This window comes from Mariprofundus micogutta (assembly GCF_001895085.1).
Lineage (GTDB): Bacteria > Pseudomonadota > Zetaproteobacteria > Mariprofundales > Mariprofundaceae > Mariprofundus > Mariprofundus micogutta.
In genome coordinates, this window is record NZ_BDFD01000008.1 from 67,492 (window position 1) to 92,518 (window position 25,027).

Here is a 25,027-nt window from a genome sequence, read left to right on the forward strand (position 1 = left end):
TAACTAGCTACGCAGCTGCTTAAGAATTCCCGCTGCATCAAGTTCCATATCACGGAGAATCTCATCCTGAGTACCATGTGCAGGCCAGGCATCAGGCATAGCCAGATGTGTAAACGGCCCACTCCAGCCTGATTTCAGAGCCAGTGTTGCGATGGCCTCACCTACGCCACCGCAAGCTACACCCTCTTCAATCACCACCAATGGATTACCCGGCTTCAGGTGATAGAGAATCGCAGCTTCATCCAGCGGTTTAATAAAACGAAGGTTGAGCAGGGTCATGCTTTCTCCATCTTCCTTGCGCACGGTTTCGACCGCAGACAGAGCATCACGAACACGCGTACCCACACCGATCACCAAACCGGCATCACCCTCTGCCAGAACTTCCGCTTTACCGACTTCGAGAACATCAGCCCCCTGCAAGTCCACGCCATAGCCATTCCCACGTGGATACCGAATAGCTGTCGGACCATTTAAGGTCGCAGATGTATACAGCATCGCTTTCAATTCAGCCTCATCTTTCGGGGCCATAACAGTCATATTGGGAAGATTGCGCATGTACGCGATATCAAACATACCGGTATGCGTTGCACCATCAGCTCCCACGATACCTGCGCGGTCCATACAGAATGTCACAGGCAAATTCTGGATACAGACATCATGGATAATCTGATCATAAGCACGCTGCATAAAGGTCGAATAGATCGCCACATAAGGGCGGCGGCCTGCAGCAGCAAGGCCTGCAGCAAACGTCACAGCATGCTGCTCGGCTATACCAACATCAAAACAACGTTCGGGATGACGCTTGCCAAAACGTGACACGCCTGTGCCTGCCGGCATGGCTGCCGTAATCGCCACGACAGTGTCATTTTCATCGGCCATATCGGCCAGAGTATCACCAAATACCTGCGTATACGTTGGCGGCTTTCCGTTGCTTTTGTGAGGAACGCCTGTCTCAATATTATATGGACCCAGACCATGCCATGTTTCCGGGTCATCCTCAGCCGGTGTAAAACCAAGACCTTTTTTGGTCACAACATGCAGCAGAATCGGTCCATCCAGCTCTTTGCAGTTGGTCAGTGTTGGCAGCAGATGATCGAAATCATGCCCGTCAATCGGACCGATATATCGGAAGCCCATCTCTTCAAACAGGGTGCCTGGAGTAATCATACCTTTCACATGCTCTTCAACACGTTTCGCCGCATCCAAGGCACCGGGCAGTTTTTCCAACAACCGTCTGGCAGTATCTCTTGCCTGTGTATATGGCTTGCCGGTAATAATACGAGCCAGATAAGAAGACATCGCACCAACATTCGGAGCAATCGACATTTCATTGTCATTGAGGATAACCATCAAACGATTGTTGCGGGCACCTGCATGGTTAAGTGCTTCAAAGGCCATGCCGCCGGTAAGAGCACCATCACCGATAACAGCAATCACTTGGTTATTATCACCGGCCAGATCACGGCCACAGGCCATTCCGTAGGCTGCTGAAATCGAAGTCGACGCATGACCAGCCCCAAACGGATCATGTTCTGACTCACTGCGCTTGGTAAAACCACACAGACCACCATACTGGCGAATCGTCGGCATCTGACTTAAGCGACCGGTTAGAATTTTATGAGGGTAGGCCTGATGACCAACATCCCAGATAATTTTATCGCGTGGAGAATCAAACAGATAATGCAGGGCAATGGAGAGCTCAACCACACCAAGTCCAGCCCCCAGATGACCGCCAATCGGAGCCAGCGTTTCGATCAAATACTGGCGCATTTGCTGTGCCAGTCGCGGTAGCTGCTCGGGATAAAGCGCCTTCAGGTCAGCTGTGCCGTGAATACGTGTCAGCAGGTCATCACTCATTGACCGCGCTCCAGAATGTAATGTGCCAATGCCTTCAACTGAACTCCCTCGTCGCCCAAAGGCTGACATGCATCCAGTGCAATGTCGCGCATCTCATCGGCCAGTTCTCTGGAACGCTGCAATCCCAGTATCGAAACATAGGTTGCCTTAAGCTGTTCAGCATCCTTGCCTGCACTTTTACCCAGCACATCAGAGCTGGCAGTCACATCGAGAATATCATCAGCCACCTGAAACAATAAACCCACTGCTTTACCGTAGCGGGAGCAGGCATCGAGCTGTTTTTCATCTGCTGCAGCCAATAGTGCGCCGGCTTCACAACACCAATGCAACAGGGCACCCGTTTTGTGCAGGTGAATACGCTCAACCTGAAGCAGTTCCACATGTTTGCCGCTGGCCGCATCATGCTCAGCCTGCATATCCAGAACCTGACCGCCCACCATGCCCTGACAACCGGAGGCCAGAGCAAGCGAATGCAGCAGCTTACAACGAAGGTCTGAATCCACATCCATGTCTGCAACCAACTCAAATGCCAATGCCTGCAATGCATCTGCAGCCAGAATAGCTGTCGCTTCATCGAATTTCTTATGGCAGGTCGGGTTGCCACGTCTGAGATCATCATCATCCATGCAAGGCAGGTCATCATGAATCAACGAATAGGTATGAATGCATTCAATTGCCAATGCAGCCGGCATCACCCGCTGCACTTCATTGCCACCACAGGCACGATACGATTCCAGCAGTAAGCCGGGACGCACACGTTTGCCACCTGCCAGCAGGGAATAGGACATGGCATCAAGCAGGACATCCGCCACGACACATTGACGCGTTTTCAACATGGATGACAGAGCCGCTTCCACATGCGATGCATGCGATGCTAGAAAATCAGGAGCTTTCATTTATTCGGGGTCTTCGCCGCTTTCCAGCACCTGCAGCCGCTGATCCGCCTGATCCAGTAGAGACTCACAGCGTCGTGACAGTTTTACACCGGTTTCAAATGCCGCCACGCTCTCTTCCAGAGGCAGTTCACCGGACTCAAGCTTTGCAACCAATTCGCTGAGTTGATTCAGCGCCTGTTCAAATGAGAGTTTGCTTGTATCCAGATCATTACTCACAGCTGACACTCCTTATCCCCGACTACAGAAAGGCAGTCAAAAGGGGAGGGTGATTCTAGGAGTCCATCCCCCTTGGTCAATGTGAATAAGCCCCGCTAGGGTGCGGCCATGAAAATTTTCTTCTTTCTGGTGCTTTTCTGCATCCCTGTACAAGCATGGGCAATCATCAATGCAGAGGATCTCGATCTGAGTATGGACGAAGCGGGGATTGCCGGGAAAATAGGACTGTCACTTACAGGAAGTTCGGGCAATAGCGATAAAACCAATGGCGAAGCCAGCGGCAGGCTGATGTGGCGGCATGCCCGTCATACTGAGATGCTGGTTGGCAGTTATACATATGGAACAAGTCGAGGCATTCGCGACACCAACAAAGCTTTTGCTCACCTTCGCCACCGTTATGCTCTGAACAATGTGTGGGATATAGAGGCATTCGCACAGGCGCAACAGAATGAGTTTGCCAGCCTGAAATTACGTACGCTGCTTGGCGGCGGCATGCGCTGGACCCATCGAGACAACGACCTGACCCTGCATGTTGGAATGGGGGCATTTCATGAGCGGGAAAAACTGCGCAACAGTATTGCTCCGGCCACGCGACTCTGGCGCGGCAATGCCTACATGGCACTGGGTTATAGCGTAAATGAGCGAGTAAGGTTGCAGAATACGCTTTATTTCCAGCCGGCCTTAAATGATTCGGCTGATTATCGCCTTCTCGATGACGCGGCTCTGAGTGTCACCCTGACTGAACAGCTGGATTTACGTCTTTCCATTGAATATGCAAATGATTCCAAGCCCCCGGTTGGCATTAAAGACACGGACATCAACTACAAAACAGGCCTGGAGCTGCGCTTCTGATGCGAATCATACGTCATGTGCAACAGAAGTATCCGGAATCACAGCAGGAACAGGAGACTATTGTTGCCGATATTTTGGCTGGAAAATCCGAACCGGCACTGATTCTCACTGAGCATCCACCACTGTATACGATTGGTACGTCAGGTTCGAAGCAGGATATACTCCGCTGTGATATTGATGGCGAAAGCATCGCAACATTTGATAGTGGTCGTGGTGGTGAAGTGACCTACCACGGGCCGGGGCAACTGGTCTGTTATGTTATTGCTGACCTTCGCCAACAACAGGATCTACACAAACATGTTTGGCGACTGGAAGAGATGATCATCCGCACGCTGGCTGATTTTGATATTTTTGCAGAGCGCAATAAACGCGGTATAGGTGTCTGGGTGGGTGAGAAAAAAATTGCAGCAGTTGGTGTACGCTGCCGTCGTTGGATTACTTTTCATGGCATTGCCCTGAACATCAACCCGAATCTGAAACACTTCTCAGGCATTGTAACCTGCGGCATGACAGATAACCCGGTCACATCGATGCAACAGCTGGGCGTGAATGTGCAACGATCAGATGTGGAAAAAAGCCTGTCATTGCACAGCGCCATCTTTTCATGAGAATCGCGGCCATGAAACGGATTGAAGCAGGACTGAGTTTCAACTGGATGCATCGCATGCCATGGGGATTGTCCATGCTGGCTCTGGTCGCGTGCCTCTGGTCTGCTGGATCCATCCACAGCCATGAAGCCGGCCTTCATTCGGCTGAAAGTGCATGTATTAGCTGTGATCTGGAAGATATCTCGACACATGGCGCTGCGCTTTCCGTTTCTGCTGCTGTCACAGAGCCCCCTTTCATGCTCGAACCTGTCGCTTTCCAGCCATCAATGTTTATTGTAAAGACTGGCAGCAGTTTACTTGTCCGGGCTCCACCATCGATCTCCTGACCCCATGTAGCGTTTTAGACGCAAATTATTTTCAGGAGAGGATCATTGAATAACAGAACTAAAGGTGCACTGTTGGCTGCAACGCTGCTTGTCGGCAGCCATAGCAGCGGGGCCGGCGGACTTGGTGATGATGGCATCACCGTCGAGTTAGGATTTACGGGTGTCGCTCAGCAAATCAGCAAACGCAATGCAGATATCAACAAGCCATTTACCGGTAGTCTGGATCTTGTCATTGATGCCGACCTCGGCTTTGGCACCCTGCATCTGTATGGAGAGGGTGCGACCACTGCCGACATATCCGCTTCCAGTCTGCTTTCAGGCTCCAATCTTGATGCAGGAACAGCCGCCACGCCAAATGGACAGGGCCGTTTCCAGCTTTCTGAAATCTCATTTGGCACTGATATTGGTGATGTAAACCTGAATGTCGGTGTCATGGACCTGACTGCCTTCGCCGATGCCACGAGCACGGCCAATGATGAAGGGGTACAATTTCTTGCTGGTGTTCTGGTAAACAATCCGACGATTGCATTTCCGGATTACACACCTGCTCTTGTCCTCAACTACGGTGAAGAGGATGCCACCCAGTTTACTATCCTGACTGCCAATGCCTATGGCTTGGGGGACAATCCGAACGGTAACTATGCACAACTATTCAAATTCAACAAAACCCCGACAGGTGAAAGAAAGGGTTTGTTCACATTGGCTGAACTGCGCCTGCCAATCTCGCAAGGCAGCGCACTGCTAACCGCTGGTGGCTGGCACAGCTCTATGGAAGCAGCACGCTTTGATGCTACAGGTAATGACACAAGTGCTTTCGGCGCTTATGCAAACCTGGACAGCATGGCAGGTAATACTGCGTGGTCACTGCGTTTAGGTTTCAACAATGCAAAAACCGACATAACCGGTGGCGTAAACAGTTTTGCCTCACTCTCTGCTGAGCACGCCATCAACGAACAACATGCATTTGGTGCAGGGTTGGCTTATTCCGGCCTGCTAAACGCCTACAAAACCAGCCTGGCCCCGAACAGTGGGGCCAACACCACTGTGGCTGAAGTCCATTACCGCTGGCAAATCACTGATGAAATCGCCATTAGCCCTGATATTCAGTATCACCACAATGCCAACAATCTGGCTACAGGTGCTCCGACTGAAGTATTCGGCAATGTCTGGGCTTATGGACTGCGTGTTCAGTTCGGGACCTCACATCAGATGGCTCACAGACAATAAAACAATGCTACAGTAAGTTCAGACGGAATTTTAGTGATTTACGTCTGCTGCCATCACCATGTCACCTGCCTGTCACCTGTATGACATGCACATACTATTGAGTTTAACTCCTGATCAAGTTTCTGATAAATGACAGGAGTTTACTATGATAGCTATGAAGCAGTATTTCGATGAAGAGCGAAATAACATACTGAAATGGATCAGCACACACGCGCACATTATCCCCACATCTGATCTCGAATTTATGATTGGAAACATTCCAACATTTGAACCTGGGGCTGAACATGAAAGGGGTGTTGACCACCAGGATTAGCCTCTTATTGCCACACATTCCAAACATCACAACTCCATCTTTTCTACCTGGATGAACATCACCCCTCAAAACATCTCGCCCGCCTGAAAAGCAATAACCATAATCCGTACCGTATTGTTCCTGATTCCATATAAGACTAGAATGGTCGCCATTAAAGAAACAGCCCTTTCATTGCCTATTTCTTATGGCTCCGGACGGGCCATCAAAACATGGCAATTTGCCCTGTTTTGTGAGAAAGCCTGAAATCAGGTTTTCATGACTGAATAAATGCATCATGCATTTATTCAGTGTTTGAAGGAGTCACCATGCTCAGGCTGACCAAATTGACGGATTACGGTATTCTGCTGATGACACACATGGCGTCATCCGAACAGCAGCGCCTGACTGCAGGTGAACTGGCGGAGGTAACCCACATCCCATCGCCGACTGTGAGTAAAATCCTGCAGATGCTACTGCACGAGGGACTGCTGGATTCCACCCGTGGCGCCAAAGGCGGCTACTGTCTGACTCGTCCATCCACTGAAATCAATGTGCGCGATATCATCAATGTCTTTGAAGGTTCGATTGCACTGACCGAATGCAACCTCGATGAGAGCTCTTGCGACCAGCATGAGGTTTGCTCCACCAGCAACAACTGGAAGCGGATCAATCAGGCTGTGGGTCAGGCATTGCAGGATATTTCTCTGGCCGATATGACCGAACAGGATTTTGTACCTATTTTCCGCCTGCAACGCGGTATTTCTATAGCGAAGGTGTGTTAATGTCTGAAGTAAAAGTTGAACGTAAACCTGAAGAGTTTACTCACAATGAATATGAAGCAGGTTTTGTTACAGACATTGAAACCGATACCCTGCCGCCAGGTCTGGACGAAAATGTCATTCGTCACATTTCGGCGAAAAAGGATGAGCCGGAATGGCTACTCAACTGGCGTCTGGAGGCGTTTCGTCACTGGCAAACCATGACCGAGCCACATTGGGCGCATGTGAACTATCCCCCGATTGATTATCAGGCTATCTCCTACTATTCAGTCCCCAAATCACAGGAAGACGGCCCGAAAAGTCTGGACGAAGTTGATCCGAAACTGCTGGAAACCTATGAAAAGTTAGGCATTCCACTGCGCGAGCAGGAGTTCCTGGCTGGTGTAGCTGTGGATGCGGTGTTCGATTCAGTTTCGGTAGCCACCACATTTAAAGGCAAACTGAAAGATGCCGGTGTCATTTTCTGCCCGATCTCGGAAGCGGTACGTGACTATCCTGAACTGGTACAACAGTACCTTGGCACAGTGGTGCCAGGCGGTGATAATTATTATGCGGCTCTGAATTCAGCAGTATTTACTGACGGTTCATTTGTGTTTATTCCCAAGGGTGTACGTTGCCCGATGGAGCTCTCCACCTATTTCCGTATCAACGCTTTGAACACCGGCCAGTTTGAACGCACCCTGATTATTGCGGAAGAAGGCTCCTATGTTTCTTATCTGGAAGGTTGTACAGCACCCCAGCGAGATGAAAACCAGCTGCATGCCGCAGTGGTAGAGCTGGTGGCGCTTGATGATGCACAGATCAAATACTCGACGGTGCAGAACTGGTATCCGGGTGATGAGAATGGTGTTGGCGGCATCTACAACTTTGTGACCAAACGAGCCGACTGCCGCGGCGCCCGTTCAAAAGTGAGCTGGACACAGGTGGAAACCGGCAGTGCAATCACCTGGAAATATCCGAGTTGCGTATTGCGCGGTGACGATTCAGTCGGCGAATTCTATTCGGTGGCGCTGACCAAAATGCGTCAGGAAGCTGATACAGGCACCAAAATGATTCACATCGGCAAGAATACAAAAAGTACGATAGTCTCCAAAGGCATTTCAGCCGGTCGTGGACAGCAGTCCTATCGCGGGCTGGTACGCATTGCCAAATCGGCAGAAGGTGCACGCAACTTTACCCAGTGCGATTCGCTATTGATTGGCGATAACTGCGGCGCGCACACCTTCCCATATGTGGAAGTGAAAAACTCGACAGCCACAATGGAGCATGAAGCCACCACCTCGAAAATCGGGGAAGATCAGCTGTTTTACTGCCAGAGCCGGGGTATCTCGGAAGAAGATGCAGTAAACATGATCGTCAACGGCTTCTGTAAGGATGTATTTAACGAGCTGCCGATGGAATTCGCTGTTGAGGCGAATCGATTGATGGAAGTATCACTTGAGGGAGCCGTCGGATGATCCGCACATGGAAGTGTCACTCGAAGGCGCAGTAGGATAAAGATTCACCACGAAGATCGCGAAGCATACGAAGAAAAGCCTGCATGCTTACTTCATGTCCTTCGCCTCCTCTGTGGTCAAAAGGTGTTAAATAATGTTGAAAATTGAAAATTTACATGCCTCTGTAGGTGGCAAAGCAATCCTGAAGGGTATTAATCTGGAGATTGGTACAGGTGAAGTGCATGCCATCATGGGGCCGAATGGCTCGGGCAAATCCACGCTCTCCAATATCATTGCCGGCCGGGACGGATATGAAGTTACCCAAGGGTCTATTACCTACAAGGGCAAAGATCTGCTGGCCATGAACCCGGAAGAACGTGCATGGGAAGGAGTTTTTTTGGCATTTCAGTATCCGGTTGAAATTCCCGGCGTGAACAACACCTATCTGCTCAAGGCAGGTGTGAATGCCAAGCGCACGCACCAGGAGCTGGAAGAACTGGACGCGATGGATTTCCTGAAAATCGTTAAAGAGAAAGCTAAACTGGTAGAACTGGATCAGTCTTTCCTCTCACGCGGTGTCAATGAAGGCTTCTCCGGCGGCGAGAAAAAGCGCAACGAGATTTTTCAAATGGCAGTACTGGAGCCATCTCTGGCCCTGCTCGACGAAACTGACTCGGGACTGGACATTGATGCCCTGCGTATTGTTGCCAATGGTGTAAATCACCTGCGCAGCGAAGAGCGCTCTGTTGTGATGGTCACCCACTACCAGCGTCTGCTTGACTATATCCAGCCGGATGTTGTGCATGTACTGGCCGATGGAAAAATCCTCAAAACCGGTGACAAAAGTCTTGCTCTGGAACTGGAAGAACGTGGCTACGACTGGGTGCGTGAAGAGGCCGCTGCATGAGTGCTTCACTGCAACAAGTTCGCGAAACCGCGTGGCAAGCTTTTGAACAACAGGGCTTGCCAACCACACGTGATGAAGACTGGAAATATACGGACCTGTCTCGCATAAGCGCACTCCTGGGCGAGCAGTGGTGGCAGACTGTTGAACAAGGCGAGCTTGATGTCACTGCTGCCGACATTCCTGAACTGGATGCCTGGCGCATGGTATTCATCAATGGTCATTTTGACTCTGAAACATCTGAATTGCCTGCTGGCATCACAGTCACAGCATTATCTGCCTTGATTCAGGATGACCCGGATCGTTCCGTTGAGCTACTGGAATTCGAGCCCGATGCCCCACTGAGTAGCGGCATGACAGCTGCGAACAGTGCGCTGGCTATTGATGGCGCCTGCATCTGTGTGTCAGACAATACGAAACTGGATAAACCGCTATATATTCAATATGTCAGTAACGGCGGCACATCACATCTGCGCACCGGCATTCAACTCGGAAAACACGCCGAAATAGAAGTGATTGAACATTTTGTTGGTCATCATGCTGAATCAGGTTTGACCAATCATGTGACAGCAATCCGTTTAGCTGCTGGCGCAAGCTGCACGCATTACCGGCTGCAATTGGAAGCGGCCAAACAGTGCCATGCAGGCCGTGTAGAGGTGAACCAGTTGGCTGACTCTTCCTACACGCTGCATGCGGTTGAACTCGGAGGCCTGTTATCGCGCAGTGATGTCATCAACAGACTGAATGCATCGGGTGCAAGCTGTCATCTGAACGGGCTGTTTGTGCTTGCTTCTCGCCAGCATGCCGACCATCACACCCGCATCGAACACAATGCGCCTCACTGCAAGAGCCGTGAAAATTACCGGGCCGTGCTGGATGGCCGTTCACATGGTGTATTTAACGGCAAGATAGTCGTGGCGGAAGGGGCTGTAAAAACAGACTCGGCGCAATCCAATGCCAATCTACTGCTCTCATCCAATGCAGAGATTGATACCAAGCCTGAACTGGAAATTTATAATGATGATGTGAAATGTGCGCATGGCGTGACCGTCGGCCAGCTGGATAAGAACCAGCTCTTTTATCTCACAACACGCGGTATTTCGGAAGAAGAAGCAAAACAGATGCTGACCTTTGCTTTTGCCGATGAGATCCTGGCCAAAATGGAAAACAAGGCTGTACGCCGCTTTATTGAGAAAGAAGCTTTTTCCAAACTGCCGAACATCACCGACCTGGAAGGTATGCTGGCATGATGATTTCACCGCAGAGGACGCAAAGTTCCGCAAAGGAAACAGTGTCAGTTGCGCAGGGGAATTCGACCGAGTCTCGGTGGATTTCCAATGCATCATTGCCACTTAACAAAACCCCTTTGCGTTACCCCACCTCCTACGTGCCGGGCAGGATGCCCAAATGCCGCGAGCGCATGGATGCGCAGGAGCGGCCGGTAAAAGAAGGTTTTTGAATATGTTTGAAATAGAGAAGATTCGCGGGGATTTCCCGATTCTGACACAGCAGGTTTACGGCAAACAGCTGGCTTATCTGGACAATGCTGCCACAACGCAAAAGCCACAATCAGTCATTGATGCCATCTCCCACTACTACGAATGTGATAATTCAAATGTACATCGCGGCGTGCATGCACTCTCTGAAAGGGCCACCGCTGAATATGAGGGCGCGCGTAAAATTATTGCCGCTTTTTTCAATGCACGTTCTGAACGCGAAGTTATATTCACTCGCGGCACCACTGAGGCGATCAATCTGATCGCAACATCATGGGGCAGTGCCAACATCAAAGCAGGTGATGAAATACTGATCACGCATATGGAGCACCATTCCAATATCGTGCCGTGGCAGATGTTATGTGAACGCACAGGCGCAGTTCTGAAAGTCGCTCCGATCAATGATGACGGGGAACTCATTATTGAAGCATTTGACGAACTGCTTTCTGAACGCACGAAGCTGGTTGGTGCAGTACACATGTCCAATGCACTGGGTACCATCAACCCGATTGCAGATATAATCAGAAAAGCCCATGCAGTGGGTGCCAAAACACTCATTGACGGTGCGCAGGCTGCGGCTCACCTGGCTGTAGATGTTCAGGCACTGGATGTCGATTTCTATGTTACCAGTGCGCACAAAATGTATGGCCCTACAGGCATCGGTGTAGTGATTGGCAAAGAAAATATTCTGGCTGCCATGCCGCCTTATCAGGGTGGCGGTGACATGATTCGCATGGTCACGTTTGAAAAGTCCGAATACAATGACCTGCCATACAAATTCGAGGCTGGCACTCCACATATTTCAGGTGCTATCGGTTTCGGCAAAGCCATTGAATATATCGAAAACATTGGTTTTGATGCCATCGGTAAACGTGAAAAGGAGCTGCTGGCCTATGCCACGGCCAAAGCTGAAGCTTTTGAAGGCCTGCGACAGATCGGTACGGCAAAAGAGAAAGCATGTGTACTCTCGTTCGTGCTCGACAGCGTGCATCCACATGATCTGGGAACCATCGTTGACCGTGAGGGCGTTGCTATTCGTGCCGGTCACCACTGTGCTATGCCTGTGATGCAATTCTTTAAAGTTCCGGCTACAGCTCGCGCCTCTTTCTCGGTTTATAATACAGAGTCCGAGATTGATGCCCTGTTCGCAGCGTTGAAAACAGCGCAGGATATTTTTGCATGATGATTGCACCACAGAGGACACGAAAGAGACAGAGAAAAACCGGTATGAATCATTTCATGGCAGGTTCAGGTATTATGCTATCGAGTTACGAGGCAATGCCTGCCCATAACCTAATCTACTCTGTCTCCTCTGCGGCAAAAAGGGTTTGAATAATGTTTGATTTAAGAGATTTGTATATGCAGGTGATTGTCGATCACAACAAGGCACCGCGTAATTTCGGTGTGCTTAAAGCGTATAATCATGATGCAGATGGTTATAATCCACTATGCGGTGACAAGCTGCATGTTTATGTGAATGTGAATGATGATGACATCATCGAAGACATATCCTTTGAAGGTGAAGGTTGTGCCATTTCAGTGGCATCCGCTTCATTAATGACTGAGGCATTGAAAGGCAAATCTGTGTCTGAATTTCCCGCAACATTTAACGATTTCCAGCATATGGTCACAGCTGACATTGCAGAAGAACCGGATGAAGAAGCTTTGGGTAAGTTGGCCGTACTGGCGGGGGTGCGTGAATTCCCAAGCCGTATTAAATGCGCAGTACTCTGCTGGCATACAATGAAATCAGCCGTAGAAGATTCTCATAAGGTGGCAGTAACAGAATGAATAGTGCAGGCGACACCATAACCACAACCCGTGATGTCGATGCGGTCCTGATTCCGCTTGGCACTCCGGTAACCATCCCGGAAGGTGCGATGGTACTTATCACTCAGGAACTGGGCGGCTCATATACAGTCAGTGTTTCCGGAAATCTCGCTCGTGTAGAGGGTAAAGATGCAGATGCGCTGGGCTTTGGCATGGCGGAAGAAACCGTCCCTGAAGAAGTACAGGCAGACGATAAACATAGCGGTGGGCCAGTGGACGAACAGGCGATATGGGATGTTTTGCGCACCTGCTACGACCCGGAAATTCCAGTGAATATTGTCGATCTCGGCCTGGTTTACGATTGTCATGTCGTGGATACAGATGAGGGTGGCAATCATATTGACATCACCATGACTCTGACCGCTCCCGGTTGCGGCATGGGGCCCTTCATTGTTGATGATGTGCGGGCCAAAGTACTCAGTGTTGAGAACGTTACTGATGTAGAAGTGGAACTGGTGTTTGACCCGACCTGGGATCGATCCATGATGTCCGATGAGGCACGCCTGCAACTGGGCATGTTTTAAACCAGTGACTGGCAATGGTTCCACCGAGAGCCGGGATTCAACTGACATGAAAAATACTGAATCCACAAAATGGACGCCATTGGCGCTGGGATTCCGTCCATTCTTCCTGCTCGGTATCTGGTTTGCCGTTTTATTGATACTGACCTCACTGGGCGGCTTTGCCTCCGGCATCTGGCACTACAACTATTTTGATCTGCCATTATGGCATGCCCACGAGATGGTGTTCGGTTACGCTGTTGCCGTGATTGCCGGTTTTCTGCTGACGTCTGTACGCAACTGGACCGGTTTAGCGACGCCATCAGGCAAATCGTTACTTTTGCTGGTTCTTCTTTGGCTCGCCCCCCGACTTCTCTCTGCAGTATCACTGATTCCTGCCACAGCATTTGCCTTGCTCGACATGCTCTTTCTGCCTGTGCTTGCTACTGTGCTTGGCAAACTGATCGTCAAAAGCAAACAACCTCGAAACTATCCCATTCCACTACTCTTACTACTGCTGGCGTTGTGTAATGCCGCAATACATCTGAATGTGCTTGGTTTTATTGAAAATAGATCTTCTCAGGCTATACAGATTTCGGTGCTTGCGATTATTGCCATCATCGTGGTCATTGCCGGCCGCGTAGTCCCCTTTTTCATGCAGCGGGGCATCGGTATAAAACCTGAATCCAATGCTCTGATTGAGAAGCTGGCTCTGCCTTCGGTTTTGCTGGTTGCAGCAAGCATAGCTATTGGAAATGACTGGCTAATCATCAATGCATCCCTGCTCACCGGCTTGATTCACGGCATCCGCCTTATCAGCTGGTTTGATCGTACGGTTTTTAAAGAGCCAATGTTGTGGATCCTGCATGCCGGTTATGCATGGCTGGTTACTGGCTTCCTGCTTTACGCGATAGCACTGCTCATGGATCTGGCGACCATGCATGCGGTACACGCCTGGACAGTGGGTGCCATCGGTCTGTTTACGCTTGGTATGATAACGCGCGTTGCCCTTGGCCATACTGGCCGCCCTATTCATGCTCTCAAGTGGATTCCGACTGCCTTTATCCTATTATTTTTTGCCTCTTTGGTGCGTGTGTTTTTACCTGTTATCCAGGCGGATTTACTTGACACTGCCGTACATATCAGCGCAACGTGCTGGATCGTTGGGTTTATTATCGTCGGTCTACGCTATTCCTCTATCCTGATGCAGGCCAGGACAGATGGAAAACCGGGCTGAATTGAAAAGCCCCGGGGAGATGAGATATGGCTGAGTGGATTGATATTGCTACTGTAAGTGAATTGCCACCCGGCAGTCGTAAAGTCATCAATACGCCCTACTGTGAAGTGGCAGTATTTAATCTTGATGGCCAATTCTATGCCATTGAAGATGTTTGCACACATGACGGTGGCGAGCTTGCCAGTGGCACTTGCGAGGGTGATCAGATCATCTGTCCGCGCCATGGTGCCCGTTTCTGCATTCGCAATGGCCAGGCGCTCACACCACCGGCGTATGAAAACATTGATACCTTTCCTGTCATCGTGGAAAATGACATGGTCAAAGTTGATATCGATGGTTAATCAATATGCAGGACAATTCCAATAAACCCAAAAGAGCTCCCTGTATGAGCTGCAAACACTATTTTGTGACCTGGGACCAGGATCGCCCCTATGGCTGCAGGGCGTTTAAATTCAAGTCTGCTATACTGCCCTGTTATGATGTTCAGATCGTCTCTAATATTAATTGCCTTAAGCATGAGCCCCGACAGATCAAAACTTGAAATGGTATCATTTCAGGTTTTAACCTAGTCTGATGACGATGATGAAACGCTTTGGCAGGATACAAACGCGATTCCACTCATGCTTTCCGGAAAAGGATTCATGTTTTCGGATTTCTGATATGGATCTCTGCTGCCAATTCGGGGGCTATCAGAATGAATAAACTGGCCAACACAGGAGTTGATCGCCTGGAACTGGCAAAACGTAACCCTGAGTATTCGCAGTCACTGACTCGCGCCATTCTTGTATTGCTCATCTGCATCTATTTTTTCTATACTGAGAATCATCTCATACTTTCTGTAACCATTTCATATCTGCTTGTTTCAGTTGGATTTCTGGTTTGGATTGCTCTATCTCCCGATGATAACAGCAAGCGCAGGATTCTGATGGCTGTTGGCGACATCGCCATCACAACATTCTGTATGCATCAAGCTGATGGCGAAGATGGCACCCTGTTTGTAGGGCTCTATCTGTGGATCATCACCGGCCATGCATTCCGCTACGGCATCAAATATGCCTACGTGGCAATGGCCCTTTCCGTGACTGGTTTTATCTCAGTCGTATTGATCAATCCATTCTGGCTTGAGCACCTGCACATGGCGGCTGGTAACCTGATTCTGATTCTGGTGGTACCTCTGTTCATGGTCAGCCTGATCAAAAAACTGCACCGCGCCATTGATGCTGCCGAAGCAGCCAATCGAGCCAAATCAGAGTTCATCGCCAACATGAGCCATGAACTGCGTACACCGCTGAATGGCATCATCGGTATGAATGATCTGCTACTGAGTACCACACTAAATTCGGAACAGAAGCGTTTCTCATTTGTCATCCGGGAATCTGCCTATCATCTACTGGGCCTGATCGAGCGCATTCTCGATACAGCGAAAATTGAGGCTGGTAAACTCGAACTGCTTGATGAACCCTTTGACATGCACCAGTTGGTTCATGGCTCTGTTGCCATGTTTGAAGGGCAGGCAAAAGAAAAAGGAATCCGCATCGAACTTCACATCGAACCTGATGTTCCATTCGCCCTGATCGGCGATCCCAAACACATCAAACAGATTCTGCTGAATATTATCGGCAATGCGGTCAAGTTCACCGAACATGGACTGGTTACCGTAACCATTAAAGCGCTTGAAAACACGGACAAGACAAGTTTGCTGGAATTCAGTATTCGCGATACAGGTATCGGCATCTCAAAAGAGGTGCAGCAGAATATTTTTGAACAGTTCAGCCAGGCTGATGCCAGTATAACCCGTCGTTTTGGTGGCACTGGCCTTGGCACTACGATTGCAAAAAACCTGACCGAAATGATGGGTGGATCTATTCGTCTGCAAAGTAGCATGGGTGAGGGAAGCATATTCACGATCGTCATTGGCTTTGCGAAACAGGCTGAAAAACAAAAAGCCCGAGACCTGAATCAGGCCCATGTCCTGCTGCTGGGAGAAAGAGCATCGCTCGGTAATATTGAAGCAATGCTGGAGCGCTGGGGCTCCAGTCATAGCGTGGTTGAAGATGAAAAGCTGCTGATGTCCACGCTTGTCGATGCATGGTCCGTCGGACAACCCTATGACGTACTGATGATCAACAGAAATTCACTACACTGCAAACCAGAATTTATTGCCAATGCCATACGCGACAAACATGATCTGGCCGGTCTGGATATGATCCTGATCGATCCGGATCAGCAAAAGGGCAATGATCCGATTTTAATCGCATCCGGCTTTGCATCCGTCTTGCATCTGCCTGTTCAGGAGTCACTGCTGTTCAATGCCCTGCATGCATCAAGCATCATCCACCATTCGGAAGATGTAATCTCCATTGCCGACATTATGCAGAAAAAACTGGATTTTCCGCCTTTGAAAATTCTTCTTGCCGAAGATAACCCGGTCAATCAGGAAGTGGTCAATGAGGTTCTGAAAAAAGCCGGTCATCAGGTGAACATTGTTGATGATGGTGAAATGGCACTCGATGCACTGACCGAAGACACCGAATACGATCTGGTTATTCTGGACATGAATATGCCCAGGGTAAGTGGACTGGAAGTACTCAAACAGTTTCGCTTCATGGATACCAGCGGCAGCACCCCGGTACTGATGCTTAGTGCGGATGTGATGCCGGAAACTATCAAGGAGTGCAGGGAAGCGGGTGCAAACGATTATCTGACCAAACCTGTACAGATTGCTGCCTTGCTGGAGAAAGTAGCTGCTTTCAGCAAACCTTCTCCAGCCACTGTCCACAAGCAGGAAACCAAACCGGATTCTGATTCAAAGCCTGAGTTGGACAGGGCAGTACTGGGTGAACTGTTCAGCCTGATTCGCTCCAGCGCGAAACGAGAGTACATCTATCAAACATTTGAAAAGAGTGGCGCAGAACATCTATTTCATTTGGACAGCGCCGCCAATCAGGGAGATCTGGGCATGTTTCAACTAAGGGTACATAGCCTGAAAGGCAGTGCCTCCACACTGGGTATCAGTAAAATGGTTACCATATGTAATGATATTGAGTCCTGTGCAACTGCGATCACCCGGGAACAAATGCAGGTCTATGTCAGGCAAATGACAGCTGCTTTCCATGAAGGTCTGGAGTTGCTGAAGGAATACATGCAGCAGAGCGATCCCTATTTCAGAGAATCAGAGTAGGATCCAGCATGCCCCGGGAGAACTAATCTCCCGGAGCATGCATTGAATGATACCTGAACGATCAGTGTGGCAGATTAGCCAACCCGCTGCGTCTGACGTTTCACCAACCGCTCCATCATACGCAGATCCCTGGCATCCAGTTGAAATGCCGTATCCACCCAGATTCTGGAGGTCTGCATCAGTTCTTCATAGGTGATAGAATTACAGCATCGTTTGGCCTTGCGGAATGCACGATAACCATTTCTCAGACGGCTCTCCTTTTTGATATAGTCATATACCGCCTGTCTTCCCTCGCCATCTTCAGCCAGCACATCAACCACACCCAGATCAAACATCTCTTCAGCACTGTACAATCTGCCGCTAAGAACCAATCGCTCCGCTGCTGCCATACCAATTTTTCTGGATAACTGATTATAGGCTCCTGCCCCGGGGAACAAATTGAACAGGATATCAGGTAGTCCCATTTTTGCACTGCGCTCAGCAATCAAGACTTCACTTGAGATGGCGCATTCGAATCCGCCTCCCAGAGTATCGCCCTGCACAAGAGATATCGTGGTGATGTTGCCGTTGATGCCATTATAGTTTCGCATAAACATCTCATTACACATGCTGACGTAGTGCATCAGCGCATCCCTGTCTCCACGTCCGATGAGTTCAAGGAACAGATTCAGATCACCTCCAAGATTAAAAATTCCGGGGACCTGGGAACCGGCAACCACATACTGAACCCGCTCCTGATGAGTGAGAATGTCACACCAGTCCAATATTTCAGATACCAGCTCGGGGGTGAAACATGGCCTTGGACTGGCATTCATATACATCCATGCCAATCCCAGCTCCTCTTCGTAACAAATATTCAGATTGTGATAAGCATGCACTTCATTATTAAGGTTTGGTCGTCTCTGTTGTTCCATCATGTGAAACTCCTTTTCTTGTTGTATTTCGAGGATTCCGGTCCTCGCAGGTCTGAGCATGAACCTGTTTTTGCCGATGCGTCAATTATTCGACGGTGAATGGTGGCTAATTCACTCACTTCAACCTCGACTGATAGAATTCCGGGTGTATCTTTTGAGACATGAGTGACCAGCACATTATTTTTGACACACCTGAAGCATGGAGAGATGAGGCAATGAAGCGGTCTCCTGTCATTGATGCTGAGGAATCAAGACAACGACAAAACTTTGCCGATAGTCATAATCGACAGCAGGGCATATCCGACCCGGATATCCTGAATGATCAGCAGTTATATATTCTGGGTAAAATGGATATGGAGGAATATGAGCAATACCTTCTGTTCAAACATTCACAAGCCAGGTAAGCCCGCAGAGTCAGACGTCATTCATGCCTGAATTTGATCTCAATCTGATCGTCTACGGCCTTGCAGTCGGACTGGCTGCAGGACTGATCGGTGGCATGCTGGCCGGATTGGCAGGGGTTGGTGGTGGCCTGGTGTACGTGCCTCTGTTTTATGCTCTGATGCCGGATATAGATAAAGGCATCAGCATGCATGTGTTTGCCAGCATGGTGGCAATAGTGATCACCGGTTTATTTTCCGCCCGGGCCCACTGGCGACTGCAACATGTGAATATTCCAGGGCTGACCCAGCTACTTCCCGGACTCATTATCGGGGCAGCTTTGGGACTGTGGAGCACGCTACATATAGATGAGATCTGGGTACTGCTCTGTCTCTCCCTGCTCAATGCCTGGGTCGCATACGATTATGGCAAAAGGATAAAACCGGCGAAATCAGAAGCGCCGTCACTTCATCTGCTCTCTGGCCCCATCGGCTATATTTCGGGCTTTCTGGGCATTGGCGGCGGCACCATGCTGGTACCCCTGCTTCGACGGCACATCAAGCTACGCCTTGCAGTTGGCACGTCCGCAGTAGCCGGTGCTGTCATGGCTGCATCTGCTGTGACTATCAACGTAACATTGGAAACAAGCTGGCAACTTCAATTTTCTGCACACCGGGAATTTCTCTTGTCTGCCTGGTTGGGCATATTGCTGATTTTGCCAGCCAGCAGCACATGGGCCGCAGCTTTGCATACATCGGTTGCTGAGCTCAGCTTGCGTATGATCCTGAAATCTATCTTCATTGCCTTATCGGCAGGACTCTTTATCGCAGCCCTCTTGGCAGGTTTATGATAACGGGCTACCCGGGCGCTGCCACGGAATCCTGTCTTTGGACTCTATACTGACGCGCATCACCAGACCGAGTGCAGCCAGCATTGTCACCATGGCTGAACCACCATAACTGATGAAAGGAAGTGGCAAGCCTACAACCGGAAAAATACCGGAAACCATGCCGATATTAACCGTGATATAGAGCATAAAGATAGATGCCACCCCGATACATATCAGTGATGCAAAACGGCTGTGCGCGCGGGAACTCACCATCAGAATTCGTGTAATCAGGGATATGTATAGCAACAGTAAAAACATCACAGCTATAAAACCGCCCTCTTCAGCCAGCACTGCGAAGATAAAATCAGTATGCTGCTCAGGCAGAAAATGCAGGCGCCCCTGCGTACCCTGCAGAAAGCCTTTACCAGTCAAACCACCCGAGCCAATAGCAATGGTCGATTGAATAACATGATAACCCGCCCCCAGAGGATCGGACTGGGGATCAAGCAGTGTTAACACCCGCTGCTTCTGATAATCATGCATGAAATGCCACAGTACAGGCAGTGACCCGATCGCCGCGATCACCGCCAAACCAAACCAGCGCCAGGGTAGCCCTGCAGCAATAAACATGGATGTGGCAGCAAACAACAGCACCAGTGTCGTACCCAGATCCGGCTGGTTCACAATCAGTGCCGCAGGAACCACAGCAAGCAGCAAAGCGGTGCCAATTTCCCGAAGGGATCTTGGCTCTTTTGTGGCAAACCAACTGGCCAGAATCAACATCAGCGCCCACTTCATCAACTCTGAAGGTTGCAGATTGAAGAAACCCAGATTCAGCCAGCGTCTGGCCCCCATCTGCACATCTCCCACCAGAGGTACCAACACCAGTAGCAGTAGCGCCACGATATAAAATGGCCAGCTGATCAGGCCAAGCAGGCGCAAGGGTACAAAACATATAACCATGAATGCGGCAAACCCGATACCCCAGTAGGTAAGCTGTTTCTGCCATAGCCCTACATCACCCTGATGCACAGCAGCATAGAGGGTAACCATCCCCAGTACTGCCAGGCAAATAATCAGCATAAGCAGTATCCAGTCCACACCTCGCAATAAGCGCATCACTTGTCTGCCGCCTGTTCTTGTTCCTGAGCAGCCAGAACATTAATCACAGCTGCCGCAACCGGTGCAGCATCACTGCCGCCGTGACCACCATGCTCGACGAAAACAGCGATGGCAATCTTTGGATCCTCATACGGTGCATAACCCATAAACCATGCATGATCCTGATGACGCCTTAAAATCTGTTCCGGCGTATAACCTTCTTTCTCATCATCCTGTGACATCTGAATCACCTGCGCCGTACCTGTTTTACCTGCCACTTTCCATGCCGCATTCGCCAACGCCCGATGCGCTGTCCCATAAGGCTTTTCCACCACACCGCGCATAGCTTTTTGAACTGTCTTCAGATGTCTCGGCTCAACACTGGCCTGATGTAACACTTCAGGCTCTACTCCGGCCAGGAGCTGAGGCTTCAGTACTTTGCCGCCATTGGCTACTGCGGCTGTCATGCGAGCCATTTGCAGCGGTGTAACCGTTAACGCCCCCTGCCCGATAGAAGCAATCATGGTTTCACCACGGAACCATTTCTTGCGTTTACTGGACTCATTTTTCATCGCCGCCATCATGTAAGGACGATGCGCTGGAATGACACCGCGAGACTCCGGCGACAAGTCGATTCGTGTCTTCTCACCCAGGCCCCACTGCAATGCAGCATCAGAAATTTCCTCCATGCCCATCTGATCACCAAGTTCATAAAAATAGACATCACAGGAACGAATCAAAGCATCCTGCATCGTAACCCTGCCGTGTCCGGTTCGCTTCCAGCAGCGTAATTTTCTGTCTGCCAACTCCAGATAACCCGGACATGTCGTGTGTCCCCTGGCCAGATGTGCGCCCGCATGCAAACCGGCAAGACTGGTGATCACTTTAAATGTTGAGGCCGGCGGATAGGCCGCCTGCGTAGCCCGATTGAGCAATGGCTTCTCAATATTGTTCAACCATTCCTGCCACTGCTCAGATTCCAGCCCTGTAATAAAACGATTCGTATCGTATCCCGGCTGACTCAATAGCGTAATGACTTCGCCGCTATGCACATCCATTACCACTACCGCACCGGTTCGATCACCCAATGCATCTGCAGCGGCCTGCTGAACTTCTGCATCCAGCGCCAACCGAAGCTGTTGGCCCATCGTCGACGGCGTACGTTTATTTACAGCAATACGACGACCAAGTGCATCAACCTCTTCCTGCTGATAACCAAGACTGCCATGCAGTACTTTTTCATAGGATTTTTCCACACCGGTTCTGCCGACAAATTCATTGGCAAGAAAACCTTCATCGGTATCGGATTTTCTGGCCAGCGAGAGATAACCCACGAGATGTGAGGTTAGTTCGGCATACGGATATTGACGATAACTTCCCGCCTCAACGTCGATGCCGGGCATATGATGTAATCTGGCCGCTATTGGAGAGACCTGCAGCCACTGCAACTTGTCATCAAGAAGGATGGGTCTGTCAGGACGGGAACGTTTGATACGCTTATGGATATTTGCCAGTTTGTCCGGACTCCATTGCAATATCCCGGAGAGCTTCTTCAATGTGACATCAAGGTCTTTGACACGTTCTGGAATCAGCTGCACCTGATATGCGATCCTGTTTACAGCAAGGCCCTTGCCCTGACGGTCTACAATTTCACCACGAACAGGCAGAACAGGAACAATATTCAGGCGATTATTATCAGCCTGAAGCGCCAGCTTCTCGTGTTCCAGCCATTGCAGTTGCAGCAAATGCATGGCCAGCAGGCCGAGAAATATGGGTGTAGCTGCAAAAAAGAACAGCATACGCACATCGAAGCGCTGGCGTCCCTCAAGCTGTTGCTTTTGCATACAACCCCGTTAGCAGATACCAGACCGGCACACACAGGCACAGGGTCAACAGTATAGCCTGCATTGCCCATCCCCAGGCCACCAGACTCAGAATTGCCGCAGCCATGATAACCACACGCTGGGGAATACCCGGCCCCAGGTGCCTGTCGAAATAGATCATGGCCAGTGGAATCAAAGCCATGACAATAAAGCTGCTGCCAAATGACCAGTGCAGTATCACGTCATGCAGAAATGTGCATGGCAGAACCCATATCCAGTTATGTCTGTGAGCCAGTATCGCCGCCAGCAACAGTGCCAGCGCCCAGTCCGGCTGCATGAGCGAAGCTGAAAATGCCAGATTCAGGCTCATACCCAGAAACGAAATCAGCGTGACAGTTAGCGCTATCATGGTGTCGCATGCAGGTGTGATGCCACCGCCAACCAGTTATCACGCTGCCAATGCGCTACAGGCTCAGCAGAAACTTTTACAAACAACTGCCCTGCAACAGGTGTCACCTCTGTAATTCTGGCAACGGCTATACCGGGAGGAAACAGTCCACCAGCACCGCTTGTGTAAAGAATTTCTCCGGTTTTGGGGGCAATATCCAGAGGTACAAAATCGATAGCCAGACTTTCGCCCTGACCACGAGCCAGTGCCGCTAATGCAGTTCGGGGAATCGTTACCGGCACAGAAATGGACGCATCAAATACGGTACGTACCGTAGCATGGTCCTCGGAAATGCTGTCAACAACCCCGACCAGCCCCTCGCTGGATACAATCACATCATCTTTTGAAACACCGTAAACCTGCAGCAGAATTCGCTGACTCATTTTTTCCGGACTACGGCCACGAACCTTTGCTGCATGCCAGCGATAACCTGTAATGCCTGATATATCGAGAATTTTGCGCAGCTGGCGATTTTCCTCGCGCAGGGCATTCGATTCCTGAATCAATGCCGCCTGTTGCTGCGCCTTTTTTTGGAAGGCAAGGTATTGTTCCTGAAGTTTTTCGCTATCAGTAAACCAGAGACTGAGAGAATTCCACCACTGTACCGGCTTCTGCAGAGCCTCCAGTGCCGGCCATGTTGCCAGCATGGGCCACGAGCCCACTGAAAGTCTGGATACAGAAAGCAGAGCGATGATGATGAACAGTCCAATCAGCCACGGCTTATAGCGGCGCCTGATAAGGCCCATCTGTTACTCCTCGAAGAGCACGCCCCGCATGCGATCCAGTTCGTCAAGCACGCGGCCACTGCCCAGCACCACACAATCCAGTGGATTTTCTGCGACAGTCACAGGCAGACCGGTCTCTTCGCGCAGCAACTGATCAAGACCTACCAACAAAGCACCGCCACCGGTCAATACGATACCCTTATCAACAATATCAGCAGCCAATTCAGGCGGCGTCCGTTCCAAACAAACTTTGACACCTTCGATTACTGCATTCACAGACTCGGTTAGAGCCTCAAGAATTTCAGAATCATCCAGTAGCAGGTTTTTCGGCACACCGTTGATCAGGTCACGGCCTTTGACTTCCATCTGGCGACGGCTTTCCTGCGGGAATGCACTACCCAGCTGCATTTTGATTCTTTCTGCTGTCGGTGTACCCACAAGCAGACTGTATTTACGACGCAGATGATTGATTATCGCTTCATCTAGCTTATCGCCACCCACTCGTACGGAACGGGAATAGACGATACCGCCATAGGAGATCACAGCGATTTCACTGGTGCCACCACCAATGTCCACAACCATGGAACCCGATGCTTCGGTTACCGGCAGACCTGCCCCGATTGCAGCCGCCATCGGCTCCTCAATCAGGTAAACCTCACGTGCTCCGGCAGAGAGTGCGGACTCACGAATAGCGCGGCGTTCAACAGGTGTTGAACCATAAGGCACGCAAATGACGATACGCGGATGAATGCCCCAGGTGCGGTCATGCACTTTGCGAATAAACTGCTTAAGCATCTCTTCAGTAATAACGAAATCGGCAATCACACCATCTTTCAGAGGCCGGATCGCTTGAATAGAATCGGGCGTACGCCCCAGCATACGCTTGGCATCCGTGCCCACGGCCAGCACCTTGCGGTGATGTTTGCCACCACTGACGTTCACAGCAACAACTGAAGGTTCATTGAGCACAATGCCTTCACCACGCACATAAATCAGCGTATTGGCCGTGCCCAGATCGATGGAAATGTCGCGGGAAAAGAACCCGAATAGTCTATGCAGCATCTTAAAAACCCGCCTCAGAAAATGAAGTGGTAGAAGCTAGTTGTATAAACAGGACAGGTAAAGTGATGCAAGTGACATTTCAGGCATTAATTTAACGATAACTTGAA

Annotated in this window: 25 protein-coding genes; 16 read left to right on the plus strand and 9 right to left on the minus strand. The window is 50.0% G+C overall.

Annotated elements, in window-relative coordinates:
* Positions 1-3: 3 nt before the first annotated feature.
* Genes dxs through xseB form a run of 3 tightly spaced genes read right to left on the minus strand, consistent with a single transcriptional unit; the run spans position 4 to position 2,969 of the window.
* On the minus strand, positions 4-1,857 hold the full coding sequence (dxs, locus tag MMIC_RS05925) for a 1-deoxy-D-xylulose-5-phosphate synthase (protein WP_072659546.1): 1,854 nt from the start codon (positions 1,855-1,857) through the stop codon (positions 4-6).
* Complete coding sequence (locus tag MMIC_RS05930; protein ID WP_072659547.1) at positions 1,854-2,753, minus strand: polyprenyl synthetase family protein; 900 nt, start codon at positions 2,751-2,753, stop codon at positions 1,854-1,856. Before MMIC_RS05930 ends, dxs begins: the two co-directional genes overlap by 4 nt.
* Positions 2,754-2,969, minus strand: a complete 216-nt coding sequence (gene xseB / locus MMIC_RS05935) for an exodeoxyribonuclease VII small subunit (RefSeq protein WP_072659548.1) — start codon at positions 2,967-2,969, stop codon at positions 2,754-2,756.
* 108 nt (positions 2,970-3,077) lie between these two features.
* Between xseB and MMIC_RS05940 the strand changes: the two genes are divergently transcribed.
* The 14 genes from MMIC_RS05940 to MMIC_RS06015 all read left to right on the plus strand — a co-directional run bounded on the left by MMIC_RS05940 (position 3,078) and on the right by MMIC_RS06015 (position 17,637).
* Positions 3,078-3,821 carry a DUF481 domain-containing protein gene (locus MMIC_RS05940; RefSeq protein WP_072659549.1) on the plus strand — a complete coding sequence of 248 codons (744 nt, stop codon included), beginning with the start codon at positions 3,078-3,080 and terminating at the stop codon, positions 3,819-3,821.
* Positions 3,821-4,429, plus strand: coding sequence for a lipoyl(octanoyl) transferase LipB (lipB, locus tag MMIC_RS05945; protein ID WP_072659550.1), 609 nt, complete (start codon positions 3,821-3,823; stop codon positions 4,427-4,429). Before MMIC_RS05940 ends, lipB begins: the two co-directional genes overlap by 1 nt.
* 11 nt (positions 4,430-4,440) lie before the next feature.
* Positions 4,441-4,755: a hypothetical protein gene (locus tag MMIC_RS05950; RefSeq protein ID WP_072659551.1), complete on the plus strand. Its 315-nt coding sequence runs from the start codon at positions 4,441-4,443 to the stop codon at positions 4,753-4,755.
* Between the two features lie 45 nt (positions 4,756-4,800).
* Positions 4,801-5,982, plus strand: a complete 1,182-nt coding sequence (locus MMIC_RS05955; RefSeq protein WP_072659552.1) for a carbohydrate porin — start codon at positions 4,801-4,803, stop codon at positions 5,980-5,982.
* Positions 5,983-6,600: 618 nt separating this feature from the next.
* On the plus strand, positions 6,601-7,056 hold the full coding sequence (locus MMIC_RS05960; protein WP_072659553.1) for an SUF system Fe-S cluster assembly regulator: 456 nt from the start codon (positions 6,601-6,603) through the stop codon (positions 7,054-7,056).
* Entirely contained in the window at positions 7,056-8,510 is a 1,455-nt protein-coding gene (sufB, locus tag MMIC_RS05965; RefSeq protein ID WP_072659554.1) for a Fe-S cluster assembly protein SufB, read from the plus strand. The genes MMIC_RS05960 and sufB overlap by 1 nt, the downstream gene beginning before the upstream one ends.
* A gap of 133 nt (positions 8,511-8,643) precedes the next feature.
* Positions 8,644-9,396 carry a Fe-S cluster assembly ATPase SufC gene (sufC, locus tag MMIC_RS05970; RefSeq protein WP_072659555.1) on the plus strand — a complete coding sequence of 251 codons (753 nt, stop codon included), beginning with the start codon at positions 8,644-8,646 and terminating at the stop codon, positions 9,394-9,396.
* The gene (gene sufD / locus MMIC_RS05975; protein ID WP_072659556.1) at positions 9,393-10,643 is read left to right on the plus strand and encodes a Fe-S cluster assembly protein SufD; all 1,251 of its coding nucleotides are present in this window, start codon (positions 9,393-9,395) and stop codon (positions 10,641-10,643) included. Before sufC ends, sufD begins: the two co-directional genes overlap by 4 nt.
* A gap of 211 nt (positions 10,644-10,854) precedes the next feature.
* Positions 10,855-12,072 (plus strand): cysteine desulfurase, encoded by a 1,218-nt coding sequence (locus MMIC_RS05985; protein ID WP_072659558.1) that lies wholly within the window; start codon positions 10,855-10,857, stop codon positions 12,070-12,072.
* A gap of 152 nt (positions 12,073-12,224) precedes the next feature.
* On the plus strand, positions 12,225-12,680 hold the full coding sequence (gene sufU, locus MMIC_RS05990; RefSeq protein ID WP_072659559.1) for a Fe-S cluster assembly sulfur transfer protein SufU: 456 nt from the start codon (positions 12,225-12,227) through the stop codon (positions 12,678-12,680).
* Entirely contained in the window at positions 12,677-13,243 is a 567-nt protein-coding gene (sufT, locus tag MMIC_RS05995) for a putative Fe-S cluster assembly protein SufT (protein WP_072659560.1), read from the plus strand. The genes sufU and sufT overlap by 4 nt, the downstream gene beginning before the upstream one ends.
* A 46-nt stretch (positions 13,244-13,289) precedes the next feature.
* Positions 13,290-14,456: an NnrS family protein gene (locus MMIC_RS06000; RefSeq protein WP_072659588.1), complete on the plus strand. Its 1,167-nt coding sequence runs from the start codon at positions 13,290-13,292 to the stop codon at positions 14,454-14,456.
* 26 nt (positions 14,457-14,482) lie between these two features.
* Complete coding sequence (locus tag MMIC_RS06005; RefSeq protein WP_072659561.1) at positions 14,483-14,797, plus strand: non-heme iron oxygenase ferredoxin subunit; 315 nt, start codon at positions 14,483-14,485, stop codon at positions 14,795-14,797.
* A gap of 353 nt (positions 14,798-15,150) precedes the next feature.
* The gene (locus MMIC_RS06015) at positions 15,151-17,637 is read left to right on the plus strand and encodes a response regulator (RefSeq protein WP_083530472.1); all 2,487 of its coding nucleotides are present in this window, start codon (positions 15,151-15,153) and stop codon (positions 17,635-17,637) included.
* A 74-nt stretch (positions 17,638-17,711) separates the two neighbouring features.
* Here MMIC_RS06015 and MMIC_RS06020 read toward each other — a convergent pair whose 3' ends face one another.
* Positions 17,712-18,554 carry a crotonase/enoyl-CoA hydratase family protein gene (locus MMIC_RS06020; protein ID WP_072659564.1) on the minus strand — a complete coding sequence of 281 codons (843 nt, stop codon included), beginning with the start codon at positions 18,552-18,554 and terminating at the stop codon, positions 17,712-17,714.
* Positions 18,555-18,712: 158 nt separating this feature from the next.
* Here MMIC_RS06020 and MMIC_RS06025 point away from each other — a divergent pair, with 158 nt between their 5' ends.
* Positions 18,713-18,955, plus strand: a complete 243-nt coding sequence (locus tag MMIC_RS06025; RefSeq protein WP_072659565.1) for a hypothetical protein — start codon at positions 18,713-18,715, stop codon at positions 18,953-18,955.
* 23 nt (positions 18,956-18,978) lie between these two features.
* Positions 18,979-19,782 carry a sulfite exporter TauE/SafE family protein gene (locus tag MMIC_RS06030; protein WP_072659566.1) on the plus strand — a complete coding sequence of 268 codons (804 nt, stop codon included), beginning with the start codon at positions 18,979-18,981 and terminating at the stop codon, positions 19,780-19,782.
* Here MMIC_RS06030 and rodA read toward each other — a convergent pair.
* Genes rodA through MMIC_RS06055 form a run of 5 tightly spaced genes read right to left on the minus strand, consistent with a single transcriptional unit; the run spans position 19,777 to position 24,920 of the window.
* The gene (rodA, locus tag MMIC_RS06035) at positions 19,777-20,880 is read right to left on the minus strand and encodes a rod shape-determining protein RodA (protein WP_072659567.1); all 1,104 of its coding nucleotides are present in this window, start codon (positions 20,878-20,880) and stop codon (positions 19,777-19,779) included. The two genes, MMIC_RS06030 and rodA, sit on opposite strands and share 6 nt — an antisense overlap.
* Positions 20,880-22,706, minus strand: a complete 1,827-nt coding sequence (gene mrdA / locus MMIC_RS06040; protein ID WP_072659568.1) for a penicillin-binding protein 2 — start codon at positions 22,704-22,706, stop codon at positions 20,880-20,882. The genes rodA and mrdA overlap by 1 nt, the downstream gene beginning before the upstream one ends.
* Entirely contained in the window at positions 22,687-23,094 is a 408-nt protein-coding gene (locus tag MMIC_RS06045; protein WP_072659569.1) for a hypothetical protein, read from the minus strand. The genes mrdA and MMIC_RS06045 overlap by 20 nt, the downstream gene beginning before the upstream one ends.
* Positions 23,091-23,879, minus strand: coding sequence for a rod shape-determining protein MreC (gene mreC, locus MMIC_RS06050; RefSeq protein ID WP_072659570.1), 789 nt, complete (start codon positions 23,877-23,879; stop codon positions 23,091-23,093). Before mreC ends, MMIC_RS06045 begins: the two co-directional genes overlap by 4 nt.
* Positions 23,880-23,882: 3 nt before the next feature.
* Complete coding sequence (locus tag MMIC_RS06055; protein ID WP_072659571.1) at positions 23,883-24,920, minus strand: rod shape-determining protein; 1,038 nt, start codon at positions 24,918-24,920, stop codon at positions 23,883-23,885.
* Between the last annotated feature and the right edge of the window lie 107 nt (positions 24,921-25,027).